The organism is Rhodococcus spongiicola (assembly GCF_004011835.1).
Taxonomy (GTDB): domain Bacteria; phylum Actinomycetota; class Actinomycetes; order Mycobacteriales; family Mycobacteriaceae; genus Prescottella; species Prescottella spongiicola.
Map to the genome: position 1 here is coordinate 255,433 of NZ_RKLN01000005.1, position 16,100 is coordinate 271,532.

The window sequence follows — 16,100 nt, forward strand, 5'->3', positions numbered from 1 at the left end:
GCGTTCGGGGCCCTTCCCTCAGCCCGTCAGACGCTCGCCGAGGAACGCCAGGATCTCGTCCCGTGCCGCAACGGTGGGCTGCCCGGCCTCGTCGATCAGATGCGCAGTGACGACACTGTGCGGGCCCGCGATCACGTGCTCGAAGAACGGCGACGTCTCGGTGTTCGCGGCACTGTCGGGCAGCACCCGCGCGACGAACCGATCGCCGAGCGCCTGCTCGTATGCCGCGAACCGCTCGGCGTGACAGAACTTGTCACCAGAGAACCGGTAGGCCATCACCGTCAGGTCGTTCTCGTCCAGGCGTTTACGCACCAAGGCGAGTTCCTCAGGGGTGCTGTCGATTCCGTCCGGATCGCCCAGCGGCAGCGACGGCTGCGAGAGTACGGGCGCCAGCATCGCGGGCTCGAGCATCATCGACAGTGCGAAGTTGCCCGTGAAACACATGCCGATCGCGCCCACCCCCGGGCCTCCACACTCGTCGTGTGCGAGTCGCGCAAGCGCGCGCAGCCAGCGCACCGCCGGACTGTTTCCGTTCCTGCCGAGCGCCCGGAACTCGGCGCTCACACAGGCCTTGCGAAACACCGCCACACCCTCTTCGACGCCGGGGACAGCGCCGTCACGACCGAATAGCGACGGCAGGTAAACGGTGAACCCGGCATCCCGAACCCACCGCCCGAACCGTGCGACGTGGGGACTGATGCCGGGCATCTCCGGCATGACGATCACGGCCGGACCACGCCCAGCGACGTAGACCGTCTTCGCGATGCCGTCCAACTCGACTGTGCTCCGCTCGAAATCGTCGAGCGGGTCGTCCTCGTGCAGGCTTCGATCGGGCACCGTTGTCCTCCCTGACTGGGCTTTTCGTGTCCGGTCAGTCTGCCCGGCGCCCGTCCTGGAGCGAAGGGTCGATATCGCCACCCTTTGTGGTCTTCTCGCCACGAAACTGCCTTCGATACTCGGCAGGACCGACGCCGACCTGATTCACGAACAGGCGACGGAACGTTCCGGAGTCCCGGGAGCCGACACGTTCGGCAATGCGTCCCACTGACAAGTCGGTGGTCTCGAGAAGGTTCCGCGCGACGCGCACCCTCGCCCGCCCGAGGAACCCGAGAGGCGTCTGCCCGGTCTCGGCGCCGAAGCGGCGCAGCATCGTTCGAGTACTGACGTGGAATGCACCCGCCAACCGGTTGAGGTCATAGGGTTCCGCGAGGTGCTCCACCAGCCAGGCGCCGACGTCGTCGGCGAAAGGCGCCCTCTCGGCCGGCAGCATCGAGTCGACGATGTACGGCGCCTGGCTCGTCCGGTTCTCGGCCACGAGGGCGATCCGAGCGGTGGCGCGGGCGATGTCGTCGCCGAGGCTCTCCCGCACGAGGGCGGTCGCGAGATCGAGTGCCGCACTGAACGCCGCGGTGGTGGTAATCGGTCCGGACCCCTATCCGCACAGATCGGACCTCCTCTCGCTCGACCGACGGTAGTGCGAGCGCCCGGCCGGGGATCCCGGCCGGGCGCTCGAGGAGTAGCGCGGATGCTCAGGCGTCGCGCTTGTTCACCACGAACAGGCTGGCGCCGAACACGATCGCGACGAAAGCCGTGAAGTAGAGCAGCGCACCCCATGGGCCCCAGGGGAAGTCGACCCCGCCACCTTGTCCGAGGAAGTACGAGACATTGGTGAAGGGACCGAACTCGGCGAAGTACTTGCCCACCTTCGGGATGAGCGTCAACAGGCTCTCGATCACCAGCGGCCACAGCAGCAGTAGGGAGACCGCGCCCGCCGACTGACGGATCAGCGTGCCGACGCCGACCGCCAGCACGGCGAGGAGCGCGTAGTAGATCGGGACCCCGAACAGTTCGCGGGCACTGTCGCCGTCACCGATGGACACCGACTCCCCCGAGATCGCCTGCGCCACGAACAGCGACAACAGGGCGACGACCAACCCGAGGACGCCCGCGACCACGGCCAGCAGCAGTGCCTTGCCACCGATGACCTGGGCTCGGTTCGGGATCGCCTGGAACGTCGTGCGGATGACACCGAACCGGTACTCGGTGGTCACCGCCAGAGCCGCCATGATCATCACCAGCATGGAGCCGAACCCGGTCGTACCCGACTGGGTGAACGCTACCGAGAACTCGCCCATCGAGCCCTCACCCGACGACTCCAGTTCCCGGTAGGCCCAGGCCATAACTGCAGCGAGCCCGACGCTCACGACGACCGCAATCACGCTGCACCAGATCGGCGACTTGGTCGACGTCAACTTGATGCGCTCTGCATTCAACACGCTCATCAGAGCGCACCTCCCGTCTTCTGTACGGCGCCGTTCTGTGCGGCACCGGCCGGCTGCCCGGCGATCTCAGCGTGGTACTGCACCTCGTCACCGGTGAGCTTCATGAACGCATCCTCGAGCGAACCCCGCTGCGACGACAGCTCGTGCAGCACGATCCCGTTGGAACCCGCGAGCGCACCGATGTCGTCGGTGCGCGCCCCCGACACCAGCAACGCCGACACGTGATCGTCCCCGGCCTCCTCGCTCACGGCAAAGCCCCGCGCGGTCAGCAGGCCGCGCAGCGCGTCGAGCTGCGGGCTCCGCACCCGCACCGACGACTCCGACGCACGATCGACGAACTCCTTGACGCTCGTGTCAGCGATCAACCGTCCCCGACCGATCACGATCAGGTGCTCGGCAGTCAACGACATCTCCGAGAGCAGGTGACTCGACACCAACACCGTGCGCCCCTCCGCCGCCAGACTCTGCATGAACTTACGAATCCACACGATGCCCTCGGGGTCGAGACCGTTGACCGGCTCGTCGAACAACAACACCTTCGGATCACCCAGCAACGCCCCAGCCAGCCCCAACCGCTGCGACATGCCCAGCGAGAAACCACCGGCCTTCTTCCCCGCAACCTCGGTCAGACCCACCATCCGCAACACCTCGTCCACCCGAGACTTCGGCAGTGCGTTGGCCGCCGCCATCCACTGCAGGTGCGCCTTGGCCGAGCGGTTCGGATGCACCCACTTGGCGTCGAGGAGCGCTCCGACGGTGTGCAGCGGCCGCTCCAACTCGCTGTACGGCACTCCCTCGATCAGCGCCGTACCCGAGGTCGGCCGGTCCAGACCGAGGATCATCCGCATGGTCGTCGACTTGCCGGCACCATTCGGACCCAGAAAGCCCGTGACACTGCCCGGCTTCACGGTGAACGTCAGATCCTCCACCGCTTTCGTCGACCCGTAGGTCTTCGTCAGTCCCCTCACTTCAATCATGAGGACCACTTTGCCCGAAACGTCCTCATCGATGCATCGGACTTCGGTCTATTCATGCGTCATACCCAGGGATGACTCCGTCGCGAATCGTGCCGTAAATCACAACGATGACCGGCCGCCGGCAACGGGGCGGCCGAGGCCGCGGTCACCGCCACCCGGAACGGATCCGTAGTTGCCGCACCCGTCTCGCGCGCAACACGATTGGCGAACCGACGATGATGCAAGCGCTCGGCCGGGGGTCCCGACCGGGTGCTCGAGGAGCGGCGCGAACGCTCAGGCGTCGCGCTTGTTCACCAGGAAGAGGCTGGCGCCGAACACGATTGCGACGAAGGCCGTGAAGTAGAGCAGTCCACCCCATGGGCCCCAGCGGAAGTCGATCGGCCCTTGGTTTCCGAGAAAGTACGACATGTTGTTGAACGGGCCGAACTCGCCGACGTACTTGCCCACCCTCGGGATGAGCGTCAACAGGCTCTCGATCACCAGCGGCCACAGCAGCAGCAACGAGATCGCGCCCGCCGACTGACGGACCAGGGTGCCGACGCCGACCGCCAGCACCGCGAGGAGTGTGAAGTAGATCGGGACGCCGAACAGTTCACGCGCGTTGTCGCGGGCTCCCAGATCCACCGTCACGCCGGAGGTCGCCTGCGCCACGTAGTAGGACAGCACAGCGATGACCGATCCGAGAACCGCGGCGACGATCGCCAACAGCAGCGCCTTGCTCGCGATGATCTGGGCTCGGTGGGGGACCGCCAGGAACGTGGTGCGGATGACGCCGAACCGGTACTCGGTGGTCACCGCCAGAACCGACATGATCATCACGAGCATCGCTCCGAAGTTGACCGCACCGAGCTGCGTGTCCGACGCAGTGAGCTCGCTGATCAAGAGGTCACCGCTCGATATCATCGACTTGAGAAATATCCCGAACACCGCGGCCATACCAACGCTGACCACCAGGGCGATGAGGCTGCACCAGATCGGCGACTTGGTCGATGTCAACTTGATGCGCTCTGCATTCAACACGCTCATCAGAGCGCACCTCCCGTGTTCTGTGCGGCACCGCTCTGTGCGGCGCCGGCCGGCTGCCCGGCGATCTCAGCGTGGTACTGCACCTCGTCACCGGTGAGCTTCATGAACGCGTCCTCGAGCGAACCCCGCTGCGACGACAGCTCGTGCAGCACGATCCCGTTGGAACCCGCGAGCGCACCGATGTCGTCGGTGCGCGCCCCCGACACCAGCAACGCCGACACGTGATCGTCCCCGGCCTCCTCGCTCACGGCAAAGCCCCGCGCGGTCAGCAGGCCGCGCAGCGCGTCGAGCTGCGGGCTCCGCACCCGCACCGACGACTCCGACGCACGATCGACGAACTCCTTGACGCTCGTGTCAGCGATCAACCGTCCCCGACCGATCACGATCAGGTGCTCGGCAGTCAACGACATCTCCGAGAGCAGGTGACTCGACACCAACACCGTGCGCCCCTCCGCCGCCAGACTCTGCATGAACTTACGAATCCACACGATGCCCTCGGGGTCGAGACCGTTGACCGGCTCGTCGAACAACAACACCTTCGGATCACCCAGCAACGCCCCAGCCAGCCCCAACCGCTGCGACATGCCCAGCGAGAAACCACCGGCCTTCTTCCCCGCAACCTCGGTCAGACCCACCATCCGCAACACCTCGTCCACCCGAGACTTCGGCAGTGCGTTGGCCGCCGCCATCCACTGCAGGTGCGCCTTGGCCGAGCGGTTCGGATGCACCCACTTGGCGTCGAGGAGCGCTCCGACGGTGTGCAGCGGCCGCTCCAGCTCGCTGTACGGCACTCCCTCGATCAGCGCCGTACCCGAGGTCGGCCGGTCCAGACCGAGGATCATCCGCATGGTCGTCGACTTGCCGGCACCGTTCGGACCCAGAAAGCCCGTGACACTGCCCGGCTTCACGGTGAACGTCAGATCCTCCACCGCTTTCGTCGACCCGTAGGTCTTCGTCAGTCCCCTCACTTCAATCATGGGGACCACTTTGCCCGAAACGTCCTCACCTGCGCCGCGTCAAACCCAGAGATGAGAACCGCTCAGCCGCGGACCGCTCCGTCGGGCATGTGGGCGTCGGTGAGATCCGTACCTGCGAGGTCCGCGCTGGTGATCTTCGCGCCGGTCAGGTCCGCATGCGCAAGGTACGCACCGGCCAGTCGCGCCCCGGTCAGATCCGCGTCCTCGAGATGTGCCGCCGTCATGTACGCGCCGGACAGGTCGGCGCCCACGAGGTCGGCGTGGTCGAGGTCCGTCTCCGTCAGAAACGACAGTGTCAACACGGCACCGGACAGGTTTGCGTTCGCCAGGTGCGTCCCTGTGAAGTCCGCGTCAGCAGCGACCGCCCCGGACAGGTTCGCCCCCGTCATGTCGGCACCACCGAGTTCCGCGGCCGTCAGGTTCGCGCCTGACAGATCGGTGCCGACCATGTTGGCCCCCGTCAGGTTGGCCCCGGCCAGATCTGCACCGGACAGGTCCAGACCGTGGAGGTCCGGAGCTTCGGGTAATTCGTCGCGTCGGGCGTTCCAAGCCACGACATCCGAGCGGAGTAGTTCGAGAAGATTGGCACTCAACGTCGACATGGCATGTCCTCCACTGGAACCAGCACTGCCCCCGAGGGTAGCGCGATTCGACGCAAGGCCTGGTATTTCGACCAATCCGTAATCCGTCGTGTGCACCCTGAGCGCCCGCTTCGGCTCCCGAAATCCCGAACCCACCTCTGTTTACGCAGGGAGTGGGGGTTCGGGACGAACCAATCACTTCGGCGACGACGCCTGCGCCCAGAACCGCTTGGGGATACGCCCGGCGTGCCGGGCCTCGTGACCGGCGATCACCGCCGCGCGCATCGCCGACGCCATCAGCGCCGGATCCTTCGCACGGGTGACCGCCGTCGCGAGCAGCACCGCGTCGCAGCCCAGCTCCATCGCGAGAGTCGCGTCACTCGCGGTACCGATGCCGGCGTCGAGGATGACGGGTACGCCCGCGCGTTCGACGATCATCTCGATGTTGTGGGGGTTCGAGATGCCGAGGCCGGTACCGATCGGCGCACCCAGGGGCATGACCGCGGCGCAGCCAACGTCCTCGAGCCGTCTCGCGAGCACCGGATCGTCCGTGGTGTACGGCAGCACCGTGAAACCCTTGTCTACCAATTGTTCTGCAGCACTGACTAATTCGATCGGTTCAGGTAGCAACGTGCGCTCGTCGGCGATCACCTCAAGCTTGACCCAATCGGTCTCGAGAGCTTCGCGCGCGAGCTGGGCGGTGAGCACCGCCTCCGCCGCATCGCGACACCCCGCGGTGTTCGGCAACGGCGCGATGTCGAGCCGGCGCAGTAGGTCCAGCACACCAGTACCGCCAACGGCGTCGACACGCCGTATCGCGACGGTCGTCAACTCGGTACCCGAGGCCACCAGCGTCTCCTCGAGTACCGCGAGGTTTGCGGCGCCGCCGGTGCCCATGATCAAGCGCGAGCCGAAGGTACGGTCGGCGATCGTGAGCTTGGGCAGGTCAGCCACCCTGCACCGCCGTGAGGATCTCGATCTCCCAACCGCGACGGACAGACTCGGACCACCGGCCGCGCGGGAACACCGCACCGTCGACGGCAACCGCGATTCCACGCTGCGGGAGTTCCAGCCGCTCGAGCAGCCCAGCGACCGTCAACGGTCCGTCGAACTCGCGTTCTTCACCGTTGACGGTGACTCCGATCAACTCGCTCATCCAATCCTCGCTCAAATCTTCGCTAGTGAAAATCGTTCGGCGGTAGCGTTTTCCGCATCCGTCAAGGATTCCCCGTCAAGGATCGCGACCGTCGCGTCCGCTGTCACGGGGGTCGTCAGGATGCCATTTCGGCCGTGTCCGGTTGCAAGGACCACGCGCTCGGAAACCCGTCCGATGATAGGCAGGTTGTCCGGACTCATAGGGCGCAAACCGGCTTTCGCCTCGTACAGTTCGTACTCGCCGATGGCCGGCATGAGCGCCTCCGCGTCGGCGATCAGATCCCGCACCCCAGCCACCGTCACCTGAGTGTCGTGACCTGATTCGTACTGCGTCGCGCCGATCACGATGCCGTCGGCGCGCGGAACCAGGTAGGACGGACGGCCGTGGACGCTTCCGCGGATCGTGCGCCGTGGCACCGGTGTCACACCGGGCCGGGCCCGCAGACGCAGGATCTCGCCTTTCACGGGCCGCACCGGCAGGTCGGGCCACAGCTGCGCGGAGTTCGCTCCCGCGGCCAGAACTACCTGGTCCGTGGTCAGCTCGTCCAGATCGGTCACCGTCTGCTCGATCAGCTGGGCGCCCGCCTCGACGGCTGCGGTCTGCAACGCCCGCATCAACAGCCGGTTGTCGACCGCCAACTCGTCGGGCGCCTGCAACGCGAGCCGGATGCCGCGTCCGAGCGACGGCTCGAGTTCCCGGATCTGCGCCCGGTTCAGGATTCGCAGCTCATGACCCTGGCCGGCGACCCAGTCGGCGATCGTCTGCAAGTCTGCGGCGTCGGCAGCATCGAGCGCGACGGTCAGCGAATCATCGGAGGTGAACAGCGTCACGCCCGCGATACGCTCGAGTTCCGCACCGAAATCGGGCCATCGTCGCAACGACGCTGCACCGAGTTCGAGCGCCCTCTCCTCGCCGGGCCAGCCCTCCGACAGCGGCGCCAGCATGCCTCCGGCGACCCAGGACGCCCCCGAGCCGGGAGTCGGGTCGTACACCCGAACCACCCAGCCATGCTGCGCCGCTCGCCACGCGATGGACAGGCCGATCACACCGCCTCCAACGACGGAAACCGATCGGGTCAACTTCGCTCCACCTCACTCCCTGCGCCGGCATGATCCGGGTCAGGTATGACGGTCGGGGTCGGCGGACCCCCTCTCAGCCCCTCGCTCCTCGAGACTCCCGTGTTGATTCATATGCAGTAAAGACTACCGTTCGAGGTGTGCGTGTTACCCAGTCCATCAAGCACCTCACACCGCGTGAACGCCTCAGCGATGCGCGTCTGTACCTCTGCACCGACGCCCGGCGGGACAAGGGTGACCTGGCCAAGTTCGCCGAAGCCGCATTGGCCGGTGGCGTCGACATCATCCAACTGCGCGACAAGGGCTCGACCGGCGAGCGGGATTTCGGCCCGCTAGAGGTGAAGGAAGAGCTGGCAGCGCTCGCGGTGCTCGGTGCCGCGGCCCGGCGTCACGGCGCATTGCTCGCCGTCAACGACCGTGCCGACCTCGCACTCGCCGCCGGCGCCGACGTCCTGCACCTGGGCCAGAACGACCTGCCCGTGCACTACGCCCGCCAGATCGTCGGGCCCGACGTCGTGATCGGCCGGTCCACCAACAACCGCGCACAGGCCAGCCTCGCCGCCATCGAGGAGGATGTCGACTACTTCTGCGCAGGACCGGTTTGGGCCACACCCACCAAACCGGGGCGGACCGCATCGGGCATCGAACTCGTCCGCAGCACCGCAGACGCGGCGCCGGCTCGGCCTTGGTTCGCAATAGGCGGCATCGATCAGCAGCGCCTACCGGAGATCCTCGAGGCCGGCGCCACCCGGATCGTCGTCGTCCGTGCGATCACGGAAGCCGACGATCCGGAGGCTGCAGCACGAGTGTTGTCCGACGCCCTTCGTGGCTGACATCCAGGTCAGCAGGTTCCGTTGACCCCGTTCTGCACGGCCTTCTCGATCAGGTCGCGGCTCTCCGACGGCAGGTCCTCCCAGCCCGCGATCTCCGGATCGAGTTGCTCCTTCCCTTCCGACTCGGCCTGCTGGTTGTACGCAGCCACCCACAAAGCGGAGTTGTCCTTGAGCAGCCCCATGAACTCGTCACCTGTGGCCTGCCGGTCGAAGGGCTCCCCGGTAACCTCGGCCTGATCCTCGGACATGTCGATGAAGGTCACCACCTGGCGGCACATCTCCGCGACGGCGGAATCGCGGAGTTCGGCCTCCGCGGTGTCCTCGTTACTGCCGCTGCAGCCGGCGAGAACGAGTACGGCTGCGGGGACGATGGCGATCAGGTGTCGAATCTTCATCCCGGCATAGTGCCAGGCTTGTCCGGTTTTCGCCATAGCAGGCCGGCGGCGCCCCGGACCGATGGAACTCCTCCGGCGCCGAACCACCCTCGCCGGGCCGATCCGCTCGATACACTCGGCCCGAATCGACCACCCGGTCTCTTCGTGTGACCGACGTGGTCCACGACGAAGGGCCGGAACATGATTCGCTTTCTCATTCGGACAGCGATCTTCCTCGGATCGGCCGCGATCGGCATTCTGGCGGCCGTGTGGTTGCTTCCCGAGGTATCGGTGAGCGCGTCCGGGTTCATCACCGCCGTCGTCCTGTTCGCCGTGGCGCAAAGTGTGCTGTCGCCATACATAACGAAGATTGCTGCAAGGGATGCGCCGGCCTTCCTAGGGGGCATCGGAATCGTCTCGACATTCGTCGCACTCGTCATCGCATCGGTCTTCGGCGGACTGTCGATCTCCGGCTGGCGTACCTGGATTCTCGCGACCATCGTCGTGTGGCTCGTCACCGCGCTCGCCACCGTGCTCCTTCCCATGGTCCTGCTACGGGGCAAGTTCGATGATCGCAAGACAAAGAAGTCCGGAGACTGATCCATCTGTCCTGCAACAAAACTCGTGCAATCCGCTCGATTCACGGTGCAGACGCGAAGCCGACGGCGCGCTCGTCTGGCACGACGGCGCGCTAACGGGCAGAGTCTGAGGTGAACGCTTGCCGACGATCGGAGGAGACATGCCGGACCAGACAACCCCCGTCACCGTGCTGACCGAGCAGGAAGCCATGAACCTGCTGTCGACCGAACGGTTGGGCCGTCTCATCGTCGTCGTCGGTGACCAACCCGACATCTTCCCGGTCAACTACGTCGTACACGACGGCAAGCTCTTCTTCCGGAGCGCGGAAGGCGACAAGCTGACCGAACTCGCCCTCGAGCCGAGCGTCACCTTCCAGGTCGACCACGCCGAGGCGACCGCCGGCTGGAGCATCGTCGTCCGCGGCATCGCACGCACACTTGTCCGATTCGACGAGATCAACGCTGCCGAGGAACTCGACCTGAAGTCGTGGATTCCGACCGAGAAGTACAACTTCGTCGAGATCCGGCCCACCGCGGTGCACGGGCGGCGCTTCGTGCTCGACCGCGGCTGAACGGTCCCGAGCTCAGTCCAGCCAGCTCAACACCGTCGACGGGGACAGCGTCAGTACCGACTCGGGCAGGCGCGCGCGCAACCCACGATCGGCCGTCGCGACCACTGTGAGAACGCCGTCGAGATCCGCCAGCCTGGCCACCTCGTCGTCACCGCTGCCTGGTGCGGCGTGAACCGGGATGCGCGCGTCGCCGTGCTCGGCGCTGCGGGCCCGCCCCTCGAGCACCGCCTCGACTCGCGGTAGCCAACCGAACCCTCCGTCCGGCAGTTCGATCGTGCGTGGAAGAACCTGGGCCAACTCGTCCAACAGTTGCCTCGTCGCGCCGGGACGATCACGCCACCACCCGTCCGGTCGCGAACCCAGTACGTTCGCAGTGTCGAGGAGCACGCGCACCTCAGTCGCACGCAAACTCGGCCACGCATCAGCGAATCCGGGATGCAGCGGCATCCCCACGACCTCGGACTCGGGCACCCAGCGAAGCTCGGTGCTCTCCCTGTTCGGGACCACAGCCAGGGTCTTTTCGGAATCTGCGACGACCGTCGTGTAGGTCCAGCCGCCGTCCACGCAGGCCGTCACCCGCTCGGTGCGCACCCGGACCGCATCGACGTCGATTCCGGTCTCCTCGTGCGCCTCCCGCACCGCCGCGTGGATCGTCGTCTCGTGGCTGTCGCGGGCGCCTCCCGGCAGCGCCCAGGTGCCGCCCTGGTGACTCCAGGCTGCCCGGTGCTGCAGAAGGATCGCGGCCGAGCCGTCCGCCAGCGGAGCACGAAGCAGTAGCCCCGCCGCGCCGTGCCGCCCCCAGTGCCGAACTCCATCCGGGGTCATTGCCCAACCGTCTCCGTCACCGCGCATGGGGTGTCTCTCACCTGCCTGTCCGCCGAGCCGCTCACCTGTCCCCACAGTATTCCCCGCGACATTCCCCGCGACGTCTAGTATTCCCCGCCACGTTCGCGTCCTGCAGAACAACCTGGCGGTACTGCTTATATGCTCGGCAGTACGGAAACGGCGAATCAGACCGGACAGCGAACCGAGGATGTGCCGTGGTAGTGCCAGGAATCAATACGCCGAGACGCGAGGAAATGGTCGCGCCGGACGAAACGATCCCGGAGGGCGCGACTCCCCGCGCCGCTCGGGCGCGCATGCGTGTGCGTCAGATGGCCACCCATGAGTTGCTGCGGTCGACGCCCGCCCGACTGCTCGCCGTCGGAATTGTGCTGTTGCTCGGCACCCTCACCGCAGGCCTGATGGCATCCTCGGCCGCGAACGACCGGAAACAGGACATCGACACGTTGCTCGCCACGACGGGACCACTCGTCCGCTCGTCGCAGAACCTGTACGCCTCGCTGTCCGTCGCGGACACCGCGGCCGCGACTGCGTTCCTGTCCGGCGGGGTCGAGCCGAGAGACGAACGCGCCAGGTACTCGCAGGCGATCGGTACTGCGGCCGCAGAATTGGTCGCGGGATCGGATGTATTGTCCAGCGACGACACGAGCAGGCGTCTACTGACCGCCATCGCGACGAAACTGCCGGTGTACACCGGGCTCGTGGAGACGGCACGCGCCAACAACCGCGCCGGGAACCCCGTCGGCGGTGCTTATCTGGCTGAAGCGTCATCGCTGATGCAGGGCGATATCCTCCCCCTCGCGGAGGCGCTGCACACCGAACGTGAGGCGGCAATGCTGGCTCCGCAGTCGGAATTCGGTCGGCCACCGTGGGTCGCCATCAGCTTGCTCGTTGCTCTGATCGCGGCGCTGATCGCCACCCAGGTGGTGATGGCCCGACGAACCCGCCGCACCTTCAATATCGGGTTGCTGTTCACGACGGCCGCGATGTCCACGCTGCTGGTGTGGATGCTCTTCGCTGGACTCGTCTCGGCGACGACGGCGCATCGGGCGTTTCGCGACGGCTCGACCCCGCTCTCGACGCTCTCTTCCGCGCAGATCCTTGCGCAGCAAGCCCGCACGCAGGAAATCCTCCAATTGGTCCGGCGGGAAGAACACACCGAACACGGCCGACTCTTCGTCGACAACACCGACGAACTCCGTAACCTGCTCCGCGACTATTCTTCCCCGGTCGGCGCCGACGACGTCGACCGGGCCACGGAGGCGTTGGACGAGTGGACGACGTCCCACCAGAAAATGGCCGGCGCACTCGAGGTGGGCGACTGGACCACCGCAGCCATGACGACCTTGAGCTCCGAGCCTGATTCCACCGCTACGTACTTCGATGTCGTCGACGATGCGTTGGCCGCCGGTGCCGACAGTGCCCGTTCCGAATTCCGCGACAACGTCTCCCACTCGTCGACAGTGCTGTCGGCGCTCGGCCCCGGCGCCGTGGTGATCACGTTGGTGGCGGCTGCCGCGATCCCAGTGGGCATGTGGCCCCGACTGCGGGAGTACCAATGATCCGGCGTCGCAGGCTGATGACGACAGCGTTGGCTGCCGCAGTGATCGGCGTGATCCTGAGCGGATGTTCGACTCCACCGGGGCCGAGCGTGCAGCCTCCGACCGATACGTTCACAGCGCCCCCCGTCCCTGCGGGCGCCAGAGTCGTGCCGTCCCTGCCAACGCCCCCGCCCGAGGAGGCGTGTGGCGACCCCACCGCGAGCCTGCGCCCGTTCCCGCCCGGCGAAACGCCGACCGGCCCGACGCTCGACGCAATCCGCGAACGTGGAAAGCTGATCGTGGGAATCGACACCGGCAGCAATTTGATGAGTTTCCGCGATCCGAGCACCGGAACCATCAGCGGCTTCGACGTCGACGTCGCTCGTGAGATCGCCCGTGACCTGCTGGGCGTCCCCAATCTCGAGTTCCGGATCCTCTCTTATACGCAGCGGGAGCAGGCTCTTTCCGACGACGAGGTCGACATCGTCGCCAAGACGATGTCGATCACCTGCCAGCGGCGCGAGAGGATCGACTTCTCGTCGGTGTACTACGAGGCCCACCAGCGCACCCTGGTGACGGCAGGATCTCCGATCCAGGGCATCGGCGACCTGGCGGGCCATCGAGTCTGCGTCGGCGAGGGCACGACTTCGGCCGAGCAGGTCTGGAGGCAACAGCCCGACGCCGAGGTCGTGTCGGTGCCGCTGTGGTCCGATTGCCTGGTGATGCTGCAGCAGCATCAGGTGGATGCCATCAACGCCGACGACACCCTCCTGGCCGGACTGGCAACCCAGGACCCTTACACACGGATCATCGGCCCCAGCCTGGGAATCGAGCACTACGGCATCGGCATCGGCAAGGGCAACGATGACCTGGTGCGCTTCGTCAACGGCACGCTCGAAAGGATCCGCCAGGACGGCACGTGGGAGACAATCTACGATCGATGGCTCTCCGAACTGGGCCCGTCACCCGGACCACCCCCTGCCACGTACGTGGACTGAGACGCGGAGCGATCGGAGGAGGTATGGCGAGAAAGGAAGCGGAAGAACGCAGTACGAACGATCCCGGTGACGGCGTGTCCACCCAGGCCACCGTCCCCGACGACGAGCCGGTGGCGACCGCCGCACAGGAAGTCCTCCCTACCACCGGACGTCGCGCACACACCCAGCGCGCCCGCAGCCGCCGCCTGCTGGGAGGCGGATTGGTCGAGGTGCCACCCGTTCCCGTACGCGACCCGCAGTCCGTCGTCCTCGCTGATCCACAGGTACCCGAACGGAAGCGGTTCTGCTGGAAGTGCAACCGGCCGGTCGGACGGTCCGCGAAGGACCTACCCGGCGCGACATCCGGCATCTGCCCACACTGCGGTGCGAGCTTCGAGTTCTCCCCGTCGCTGTCCCCTGGGACAGTGGTCGCCGGCCAGTACGAGGTCCAGGGATGTATCGCCCACGGCGGCTTGGGCTGGATCTACCTCGCGATCGACCGCAACGTCGACAACCGCTGGGTCGTCCTCAAGGGATTGCTGCATCACGCTGATGCCGAGGCGCGGGCGGTGGCTGCTGCCGAGCGCCAATTCCTCGCGGAGGTGGAGCACCCGAGCATCGTCAAGATCTACAACTTCGTCGAGTACCAGCAGAAAGCAGACACGGTCTCGTCCGGCTACCTGGTGATGGAGTACGTGGGCGGAAGCTCGCTGCGCGACATCCTCGCCGAGTACGAACGTCCTGATCGAATGCCCGTCGATCAGGCCATCGCCTACGTCGTCGAGATACTGCCTGCCCTGGAGTACCTGCACTCGATCGGCCTGGCCTACAACGACCTCAAGCCCGACAACATCATGGTCACCGACGAGCAAATGAAACTGATCGACCTGGGAGCGGTGGCACCGCTGGAGAGCTACGGGTATCTGTACGGAACCCCCGGATTCCAGGCTCCGGAGATCACCGAGACCGGACCCACGGTCGCCTCCGATATCTATACCGTCGGAAGGACTCTTGCGGCCCTGACCCTGAACCTGCCGATCGAGGAAGGCCACTACGCGGACGGACTCCCGTCACCGGAGGAGGCGCCGCTGCTCGCCGAGTACGACTCCTTCCGACGACTGCTGCTGCGCGCCACCGATCCCGACCCCAGGCGGCGGTTCCGGTCCGCCACCGAGATGTCCGGGCAACTCAGCGGGGTTCTGCGGGAGATCGTCTCCCGACAATCGACGGAGGAACACCCGGTCCTGTCTACGATGTTGACCCGCCAACGGTCGGTGTTCGGCGCGGACGACCTGGTCGAGCAGACCGATGTGTTCGCGGACGGGATTGAGCGCGAACGGAAACTGAATCCGCACAAGGTGGCTCAGGCTCTGGCCGTTCCGTTGGTCGACCCCGAGGATCCGGGCGCACCGCTGGTTTCCACCGCTGCCCACAGTGATCCTCGGCTTGTGCTCGATGTCCTCGATCGAGCCCGAGAGAGTGATGACGAAGCGACGGACTCGCTCGAGCTCCAGCTCGCGGAGATACGGGCGCATCTCGACCTCGGTGATGTGAGTCAGGCCCGGCAGTTGCTGCGCCCACTCACGTCGGCCCACCCGTACGACTGGCGCATCGAGTGGTTTCGCGGAATCGCCGCACTGGTTGCGAACGAACTTGCTGCTGCCTACGAGGCGTTCGATGCGGTCAACTCGGCGCTTCCCGGTGAGATCTCCCCCAAGCTGGCGTTGGCGGCAACTGCCGAACTCTTGCTCACGCGCAGCACCGGAGAAGAACGGGACCGCTGGCGTCTACCCGCGTTGGAGAACTACCGGACTGTGTGGTCCATGGACCGGAACATCGTGAGCGCCGCGTTCGGCCTCGCTCGGCGCCTCGCGGCCGACGGCGACGTTCGCGGCGCCGTCGAGGAGCTGGACCAGGTTCCGGTCTTCTCCCGCAGCTACGGCACCGCGCGCATGACCGCAGTCCTGACCTTCCTGTCGGTGCGACCGATCGGCGATATCGACGAAGCGACGCTGCGAGAGTGCGCCCGACGTGTGGAAGCCTTGCCCCACACCGAGATCCGAGGTCCGCAGATGCGTACCGTCCTTCTCGGTACGGCACTACAGTGGCTACTTGCCGGACACACCCCCACCACCGCAGGCGAGCCGCTGCTCGACGTCCCGTTCACCGAACGCGGCCTGCGTGCGGGAACCGAATCGGCTCTGCGGGCGATGGCACGCAGCGCTCCTACCGCGACCCACCGGTACACGCTCGTGGATCTCGCGAACGCGGTACGTCCCCGGAGCTTGTTCTGAGCGAGCCTGTTCT

Annotated in this window: 18 protein-coding genes and 1 riboswitch; of the genes, 6 read left to right on the plus strand and 12 right to left on the minus strand. The window is 66.3% G+C overall.

Going from position 1 to position 16,100, the window contains the following annotated elements:
- Positions 1–18: 18 nt before the first annotated feature.
- From EF834_RS14670 to thiO, 10 genes are all read right to left on the minus strand, one after another.
- On the minus strand, positions 19–837 hold the full coding sequence (locus EF834_RS14670) for a dienelactone hydrolase family protein (RefSeq protein WP_127947963.1): 819 nt from the start codon (positions 835–837) through the stop codon (positions 19–21).
- Between the two features lie 34 nt (positions 838–871).
- Positions 872–1,369, minus strand: coding sequence for a helix-turn-helix domain-containing protein (locus EF834_RS14675; RefSeq protein WP_235871222.1), 498 nt, complete (start codon positions 1,367–1,369; stop codon positions 872–874).
- 160 nt (positions 1,370–1,529) lie between these two features.
- On the minus strand, positions 1,530–2,282 hold the full coding sequence (locus EF834_RS14680; RefSeq protein ID WP_127947965.1) for an ABC transporter permease: 753 nt from the start codon (positions 2,280–2,282) through the stop codon (positions 1,530–1,532).
- Positions 2,282–3,259 (minus strand): ABC transporter ATP-binding protein, encoded by a 978-nt coding sequence (locus EF834_RS14685; protein ID WP_127947966.1) that lies wholly within the window; start codon positions 3,257–3,259, stop codon positions 2,282–2,284. The genes EF834_RS14680 and EF834_RS14685 overlap by 1 nt, the downstream gene beginning before the upstream one ends.
- 273 nt (positions 3,260–3,532) lie before the next feature.
- The gene (locus EF834_RS14695) at positions 3,533–4,285 is read right to left on the minus strand and encodes an ABC transporter permease (protein ID WP_127947967.1); all 753 of its coding nucleotides are present in this window, start codon (positions 4,283–4,285) and stop codon (positions 3,533–3,535) included.
- Positions 4,285–5,262, minus strand: coding sequence for an ABC transporter ATP-binding protein (locus EF834_RS14700; protein ID WP_127947968.1), 978 nt, complete (start codon positions 5,260–5,262; stop codon positions 4,285–4,287). The genes EF834_RS14695 and EF834_RS14700 overlap by 1 nt, the downstream gene beginning before the upstream one ends.
- Before the next feature lie 62 nt (positions 5,263–5,324).
- Entirely contained in the window at positions 5,325–5,864 is a 540-nt protein-coding gene (locus EF834_RS14705; protein WP_127947969.1) for a pentapeptide repeat-containing protein, read from the minus strand.
- Positions 5,865–6,038: 174 nt separating this feature from the next.
- A complete protein-coding gene (thiG, locus tag EF834_RS14710; RefSeq protein ID WP_127947970.1) occupies positions 6,039–6,797 on the minus strand; it encodes a thiazole synthase in 759 nt (252 codons plus the stop codon).
- Positions 6,790–6,999, minus strand: a complete 210-nt coding sequence (gene thiS / locus EF834_RS14715; protein ID WP_127947971.1) for a sulfur carrier protein ThiS — start codon at positions 6,997–6,999, stop codon at positions 6,790–6,792. Before thiS ends, thiG begins: the two co-directional genes overlap by 8 nt.
- Before the next feature lie 11 nt (positions 7,000–7,010).
- Positions 7,011–8,078 (minus strand): glycine oxidase ThiO, encoded by a 1,068-nt coding sequence (gene thiO / locus EF834_RS14720; RefSeq protein ID WP_127947972.1) that lies wholly within the window; start codon positions 8,076–8,078, stop codon positions 7,011–7,013.
- Positions 8,078–8,189: riboswitch (TPP riboswitch) on the minus strand. (Overlaps the previous gene by 1 nt.)
- A 26-nt stretch (positions 8,190–8,215) precedes the next feature.
- Between thiO and thiE the strand changes: the two genes are divergently transcribed.
- Positions 8,216–8,908, plus strand: a complete 693-nt coding sequence (gene thiE / locus EF834_RS14725; protein ID WP_127947973.1) for a thiamine phosphate synthase — start codon at positions 8,216–8,218, stop codon at positions 8,906–8,908.
- An 8-nt stretch (positions 8,909–8,916) separates the two neighbouring features.
- Here thiE and EF834_RS14730 read toward each other — a convergent pair whose 3' ends face one another.
- Positions 8,917–9,303, minus strand: a complete 387-nt coding sequence (locus EF834_RS14730) for a hypothetical protein (protein WP_127947974.1) — start codon at positions 9,301–9,303, stop codon at positions 8,917–8,919.
- A gap of 180 nt (positions 9,304–9,483) precedes the next feature.
- Here EF834_RS14730 and EF834_RS14735 point away from each other — a divergent pair, with 180 nt between their 5' ends.
- On the plus strand, positions 9,484–9,882 hold the full coding sequence (locus EF834_RS14735) for a phage holin family protein (protein ID WP_127947975.1): 399 nt from the start codon (positions 9,484–9,486) through the stop codon (positions 9,880–9,882).
- Positions 9,883–10,021: 139 nt separating this feature from the next.
- The gene (locus tag EF834_RS14740) at positions 10,022–10,432 is read left to right on the plus strand and encodes a pyridoxamine 5'-phosphate oxidase family protein (protein WP_127947976.1); all 411 of its coding nucleotides are present in this window, start codon (positions 10,022–10,024) and stop codon (positions 10,430–10,432) included.
- A 12-nt stretch (positions 10,433–10,444) separates the two neighbouring features.
- Here the strand turns inward: EF834_RS14740 and EF834_RS14745 are convergent, their stop codons facing one another.
- Positions 10,445–11,284 (minus strand): NUDIX hydrolase, encoded by an 840-nt coding sequence (locus tag EF834_RS14745; protein ID WP_127947977.1) that lies wholly within the window; start codon positions 11,282–11,284, stop codon positions 10,445–10,447.
- Positions 11,285–11,472: 188 nt separating this feature from the next.
- On the opposite strand from EF834_RS14745, the gene EF834_RS14750 reads away from it, so the two are divergent.
- Genes EF834_RS14750 through EF834_RS14760 form a run of 3 tightly spaced genes read left to right on the plus strand, consistent with a single transcriptional unit; the run spans position 11,473 to position 16,087 of the window.
- The gene (locus EF834_RS14750; protein WP_206615290.1) at positions 11,473–12,837 is read left to right on the plus strand and encodes a hypothetical protein; all 1,365 of its coding nucleotides are present in this window, start codon (positions 11,473–11,475) and stop codon (positions 12,835–12,837) included.
- On the plus strand, positions 12,834–13,814 hold the full coding sequence (locus EF834_RS14755; RefSeq protein WP_127947978.1) for a transporter substrate-binding domain-containing protein: 981 nt from the start codon (positions 12,834–12,836) through the stop codon (positions 13,812–13,814). Before EF834_RS14750 ends, EF834_RS14755 begins: the two co-directional genes overlap by 4 nt.
- Before the next feature lie 23 nt (positions 13,815–13,837).
- A complete protein-coding gene (locus EF834_RS14760) occupies positions 13,838–16,087 on the plus strand; it encodes a serine/threonine-protein kinase (RefSeq protein WP_127947979.1) in 2,250 nt (749 codons plus the stop codon).
- Positions 16,088–16,100 lie beyond the last annotated feature (13 nt).

Excerpts from the sequence above, each read along its gene's own strand:
- EF834_RS14680 (WP_127947965.1), bottom strand. The coding sequence starts at position 2,282 with ATGAGCGTGTTGAATGCAGAGCGCATCAAGTTGACGTCGACCAAGTCG.
- EF834_RS14685 (WP_127947966.1), bottom strand. The coding sequence starts at position 3,259 with ATGATTGAAGTGAGGGGACTGACGAAGACCTACGGGTCGACGAAAGCG.
- EF834_RS14695 (WP_127947967.1), bottom strand. The coding sequence starts at position 4,285 with ATGAGCGTGTTGAATGCAGAGCGCATCAAGTTGACATCGACCAAGTCG.
- EF834_RS14700 (WP_127947968.1), bottom strand. The coding sequence starts at position 5,262 with ATGATTGAAGTGAGGGGACTGACGAAGACCTACGGGTCGACGAAAGCG.
- EF834_RS14705 (WP_127947969.1), bottom strand. The coding sequence starts at position 5,864 with ATGTCGACGTTGAGTGCCAATCTTCTCGAACTACTCCGCTCGGATGTC.
- thiS (WP_127947971.1), bottom strand. The coding sequence starts at position 6,999 with ATGAGCGAGTTGATCGGAGTCACCGTCAACGGTGAAGAACGCGAGTTC.
- EF834_RS14730 (WP_127947974.1), bottom strand. The coding sequence starts at position 9,303 with ATGAAGATTCGACACCTGATCGCCATCGTCCCCGCAGCCGTACTCGTT.
- EF834_RS14735 (WP_127947975.1), top strand. The coding sequence starts at position 9,484 with ATGATTCGCTTTCTCATTCGGACAGCGATCTTCCTCGGATCGGCCGCG.
- EF834_RS14740 (WP_127947976.1), top strand. The coding sequence starts at position 10,022 with ATGCCGGACCAGACAACCCCCGTCACCGTGCTGACCGAGCAGGAAGCC.
- EF834_RS14745 (WP_127947977.1), bottom strand. The coding sequence starts at position 11,284 with ATGCGCGGTGACGGAGACGGTTGGGCAATGACCCCGGATGGAGTTCGG.
- EF834_RS14755 (WP_127947978.1), top strand. The coding sequence starts at position 12,834 with ATGATCCGGCGTCGCAGGCTGATGACGACAGCGTTGGCTGCCGCAGTG.
- EF834_RS14760 (WP_127947979.1), top strand. The coding sequence starts at position 13,838 with ATGGCGAGAAAGGAAGCGGAAGAACGCAGTACGAACGATCCCGGTGAC.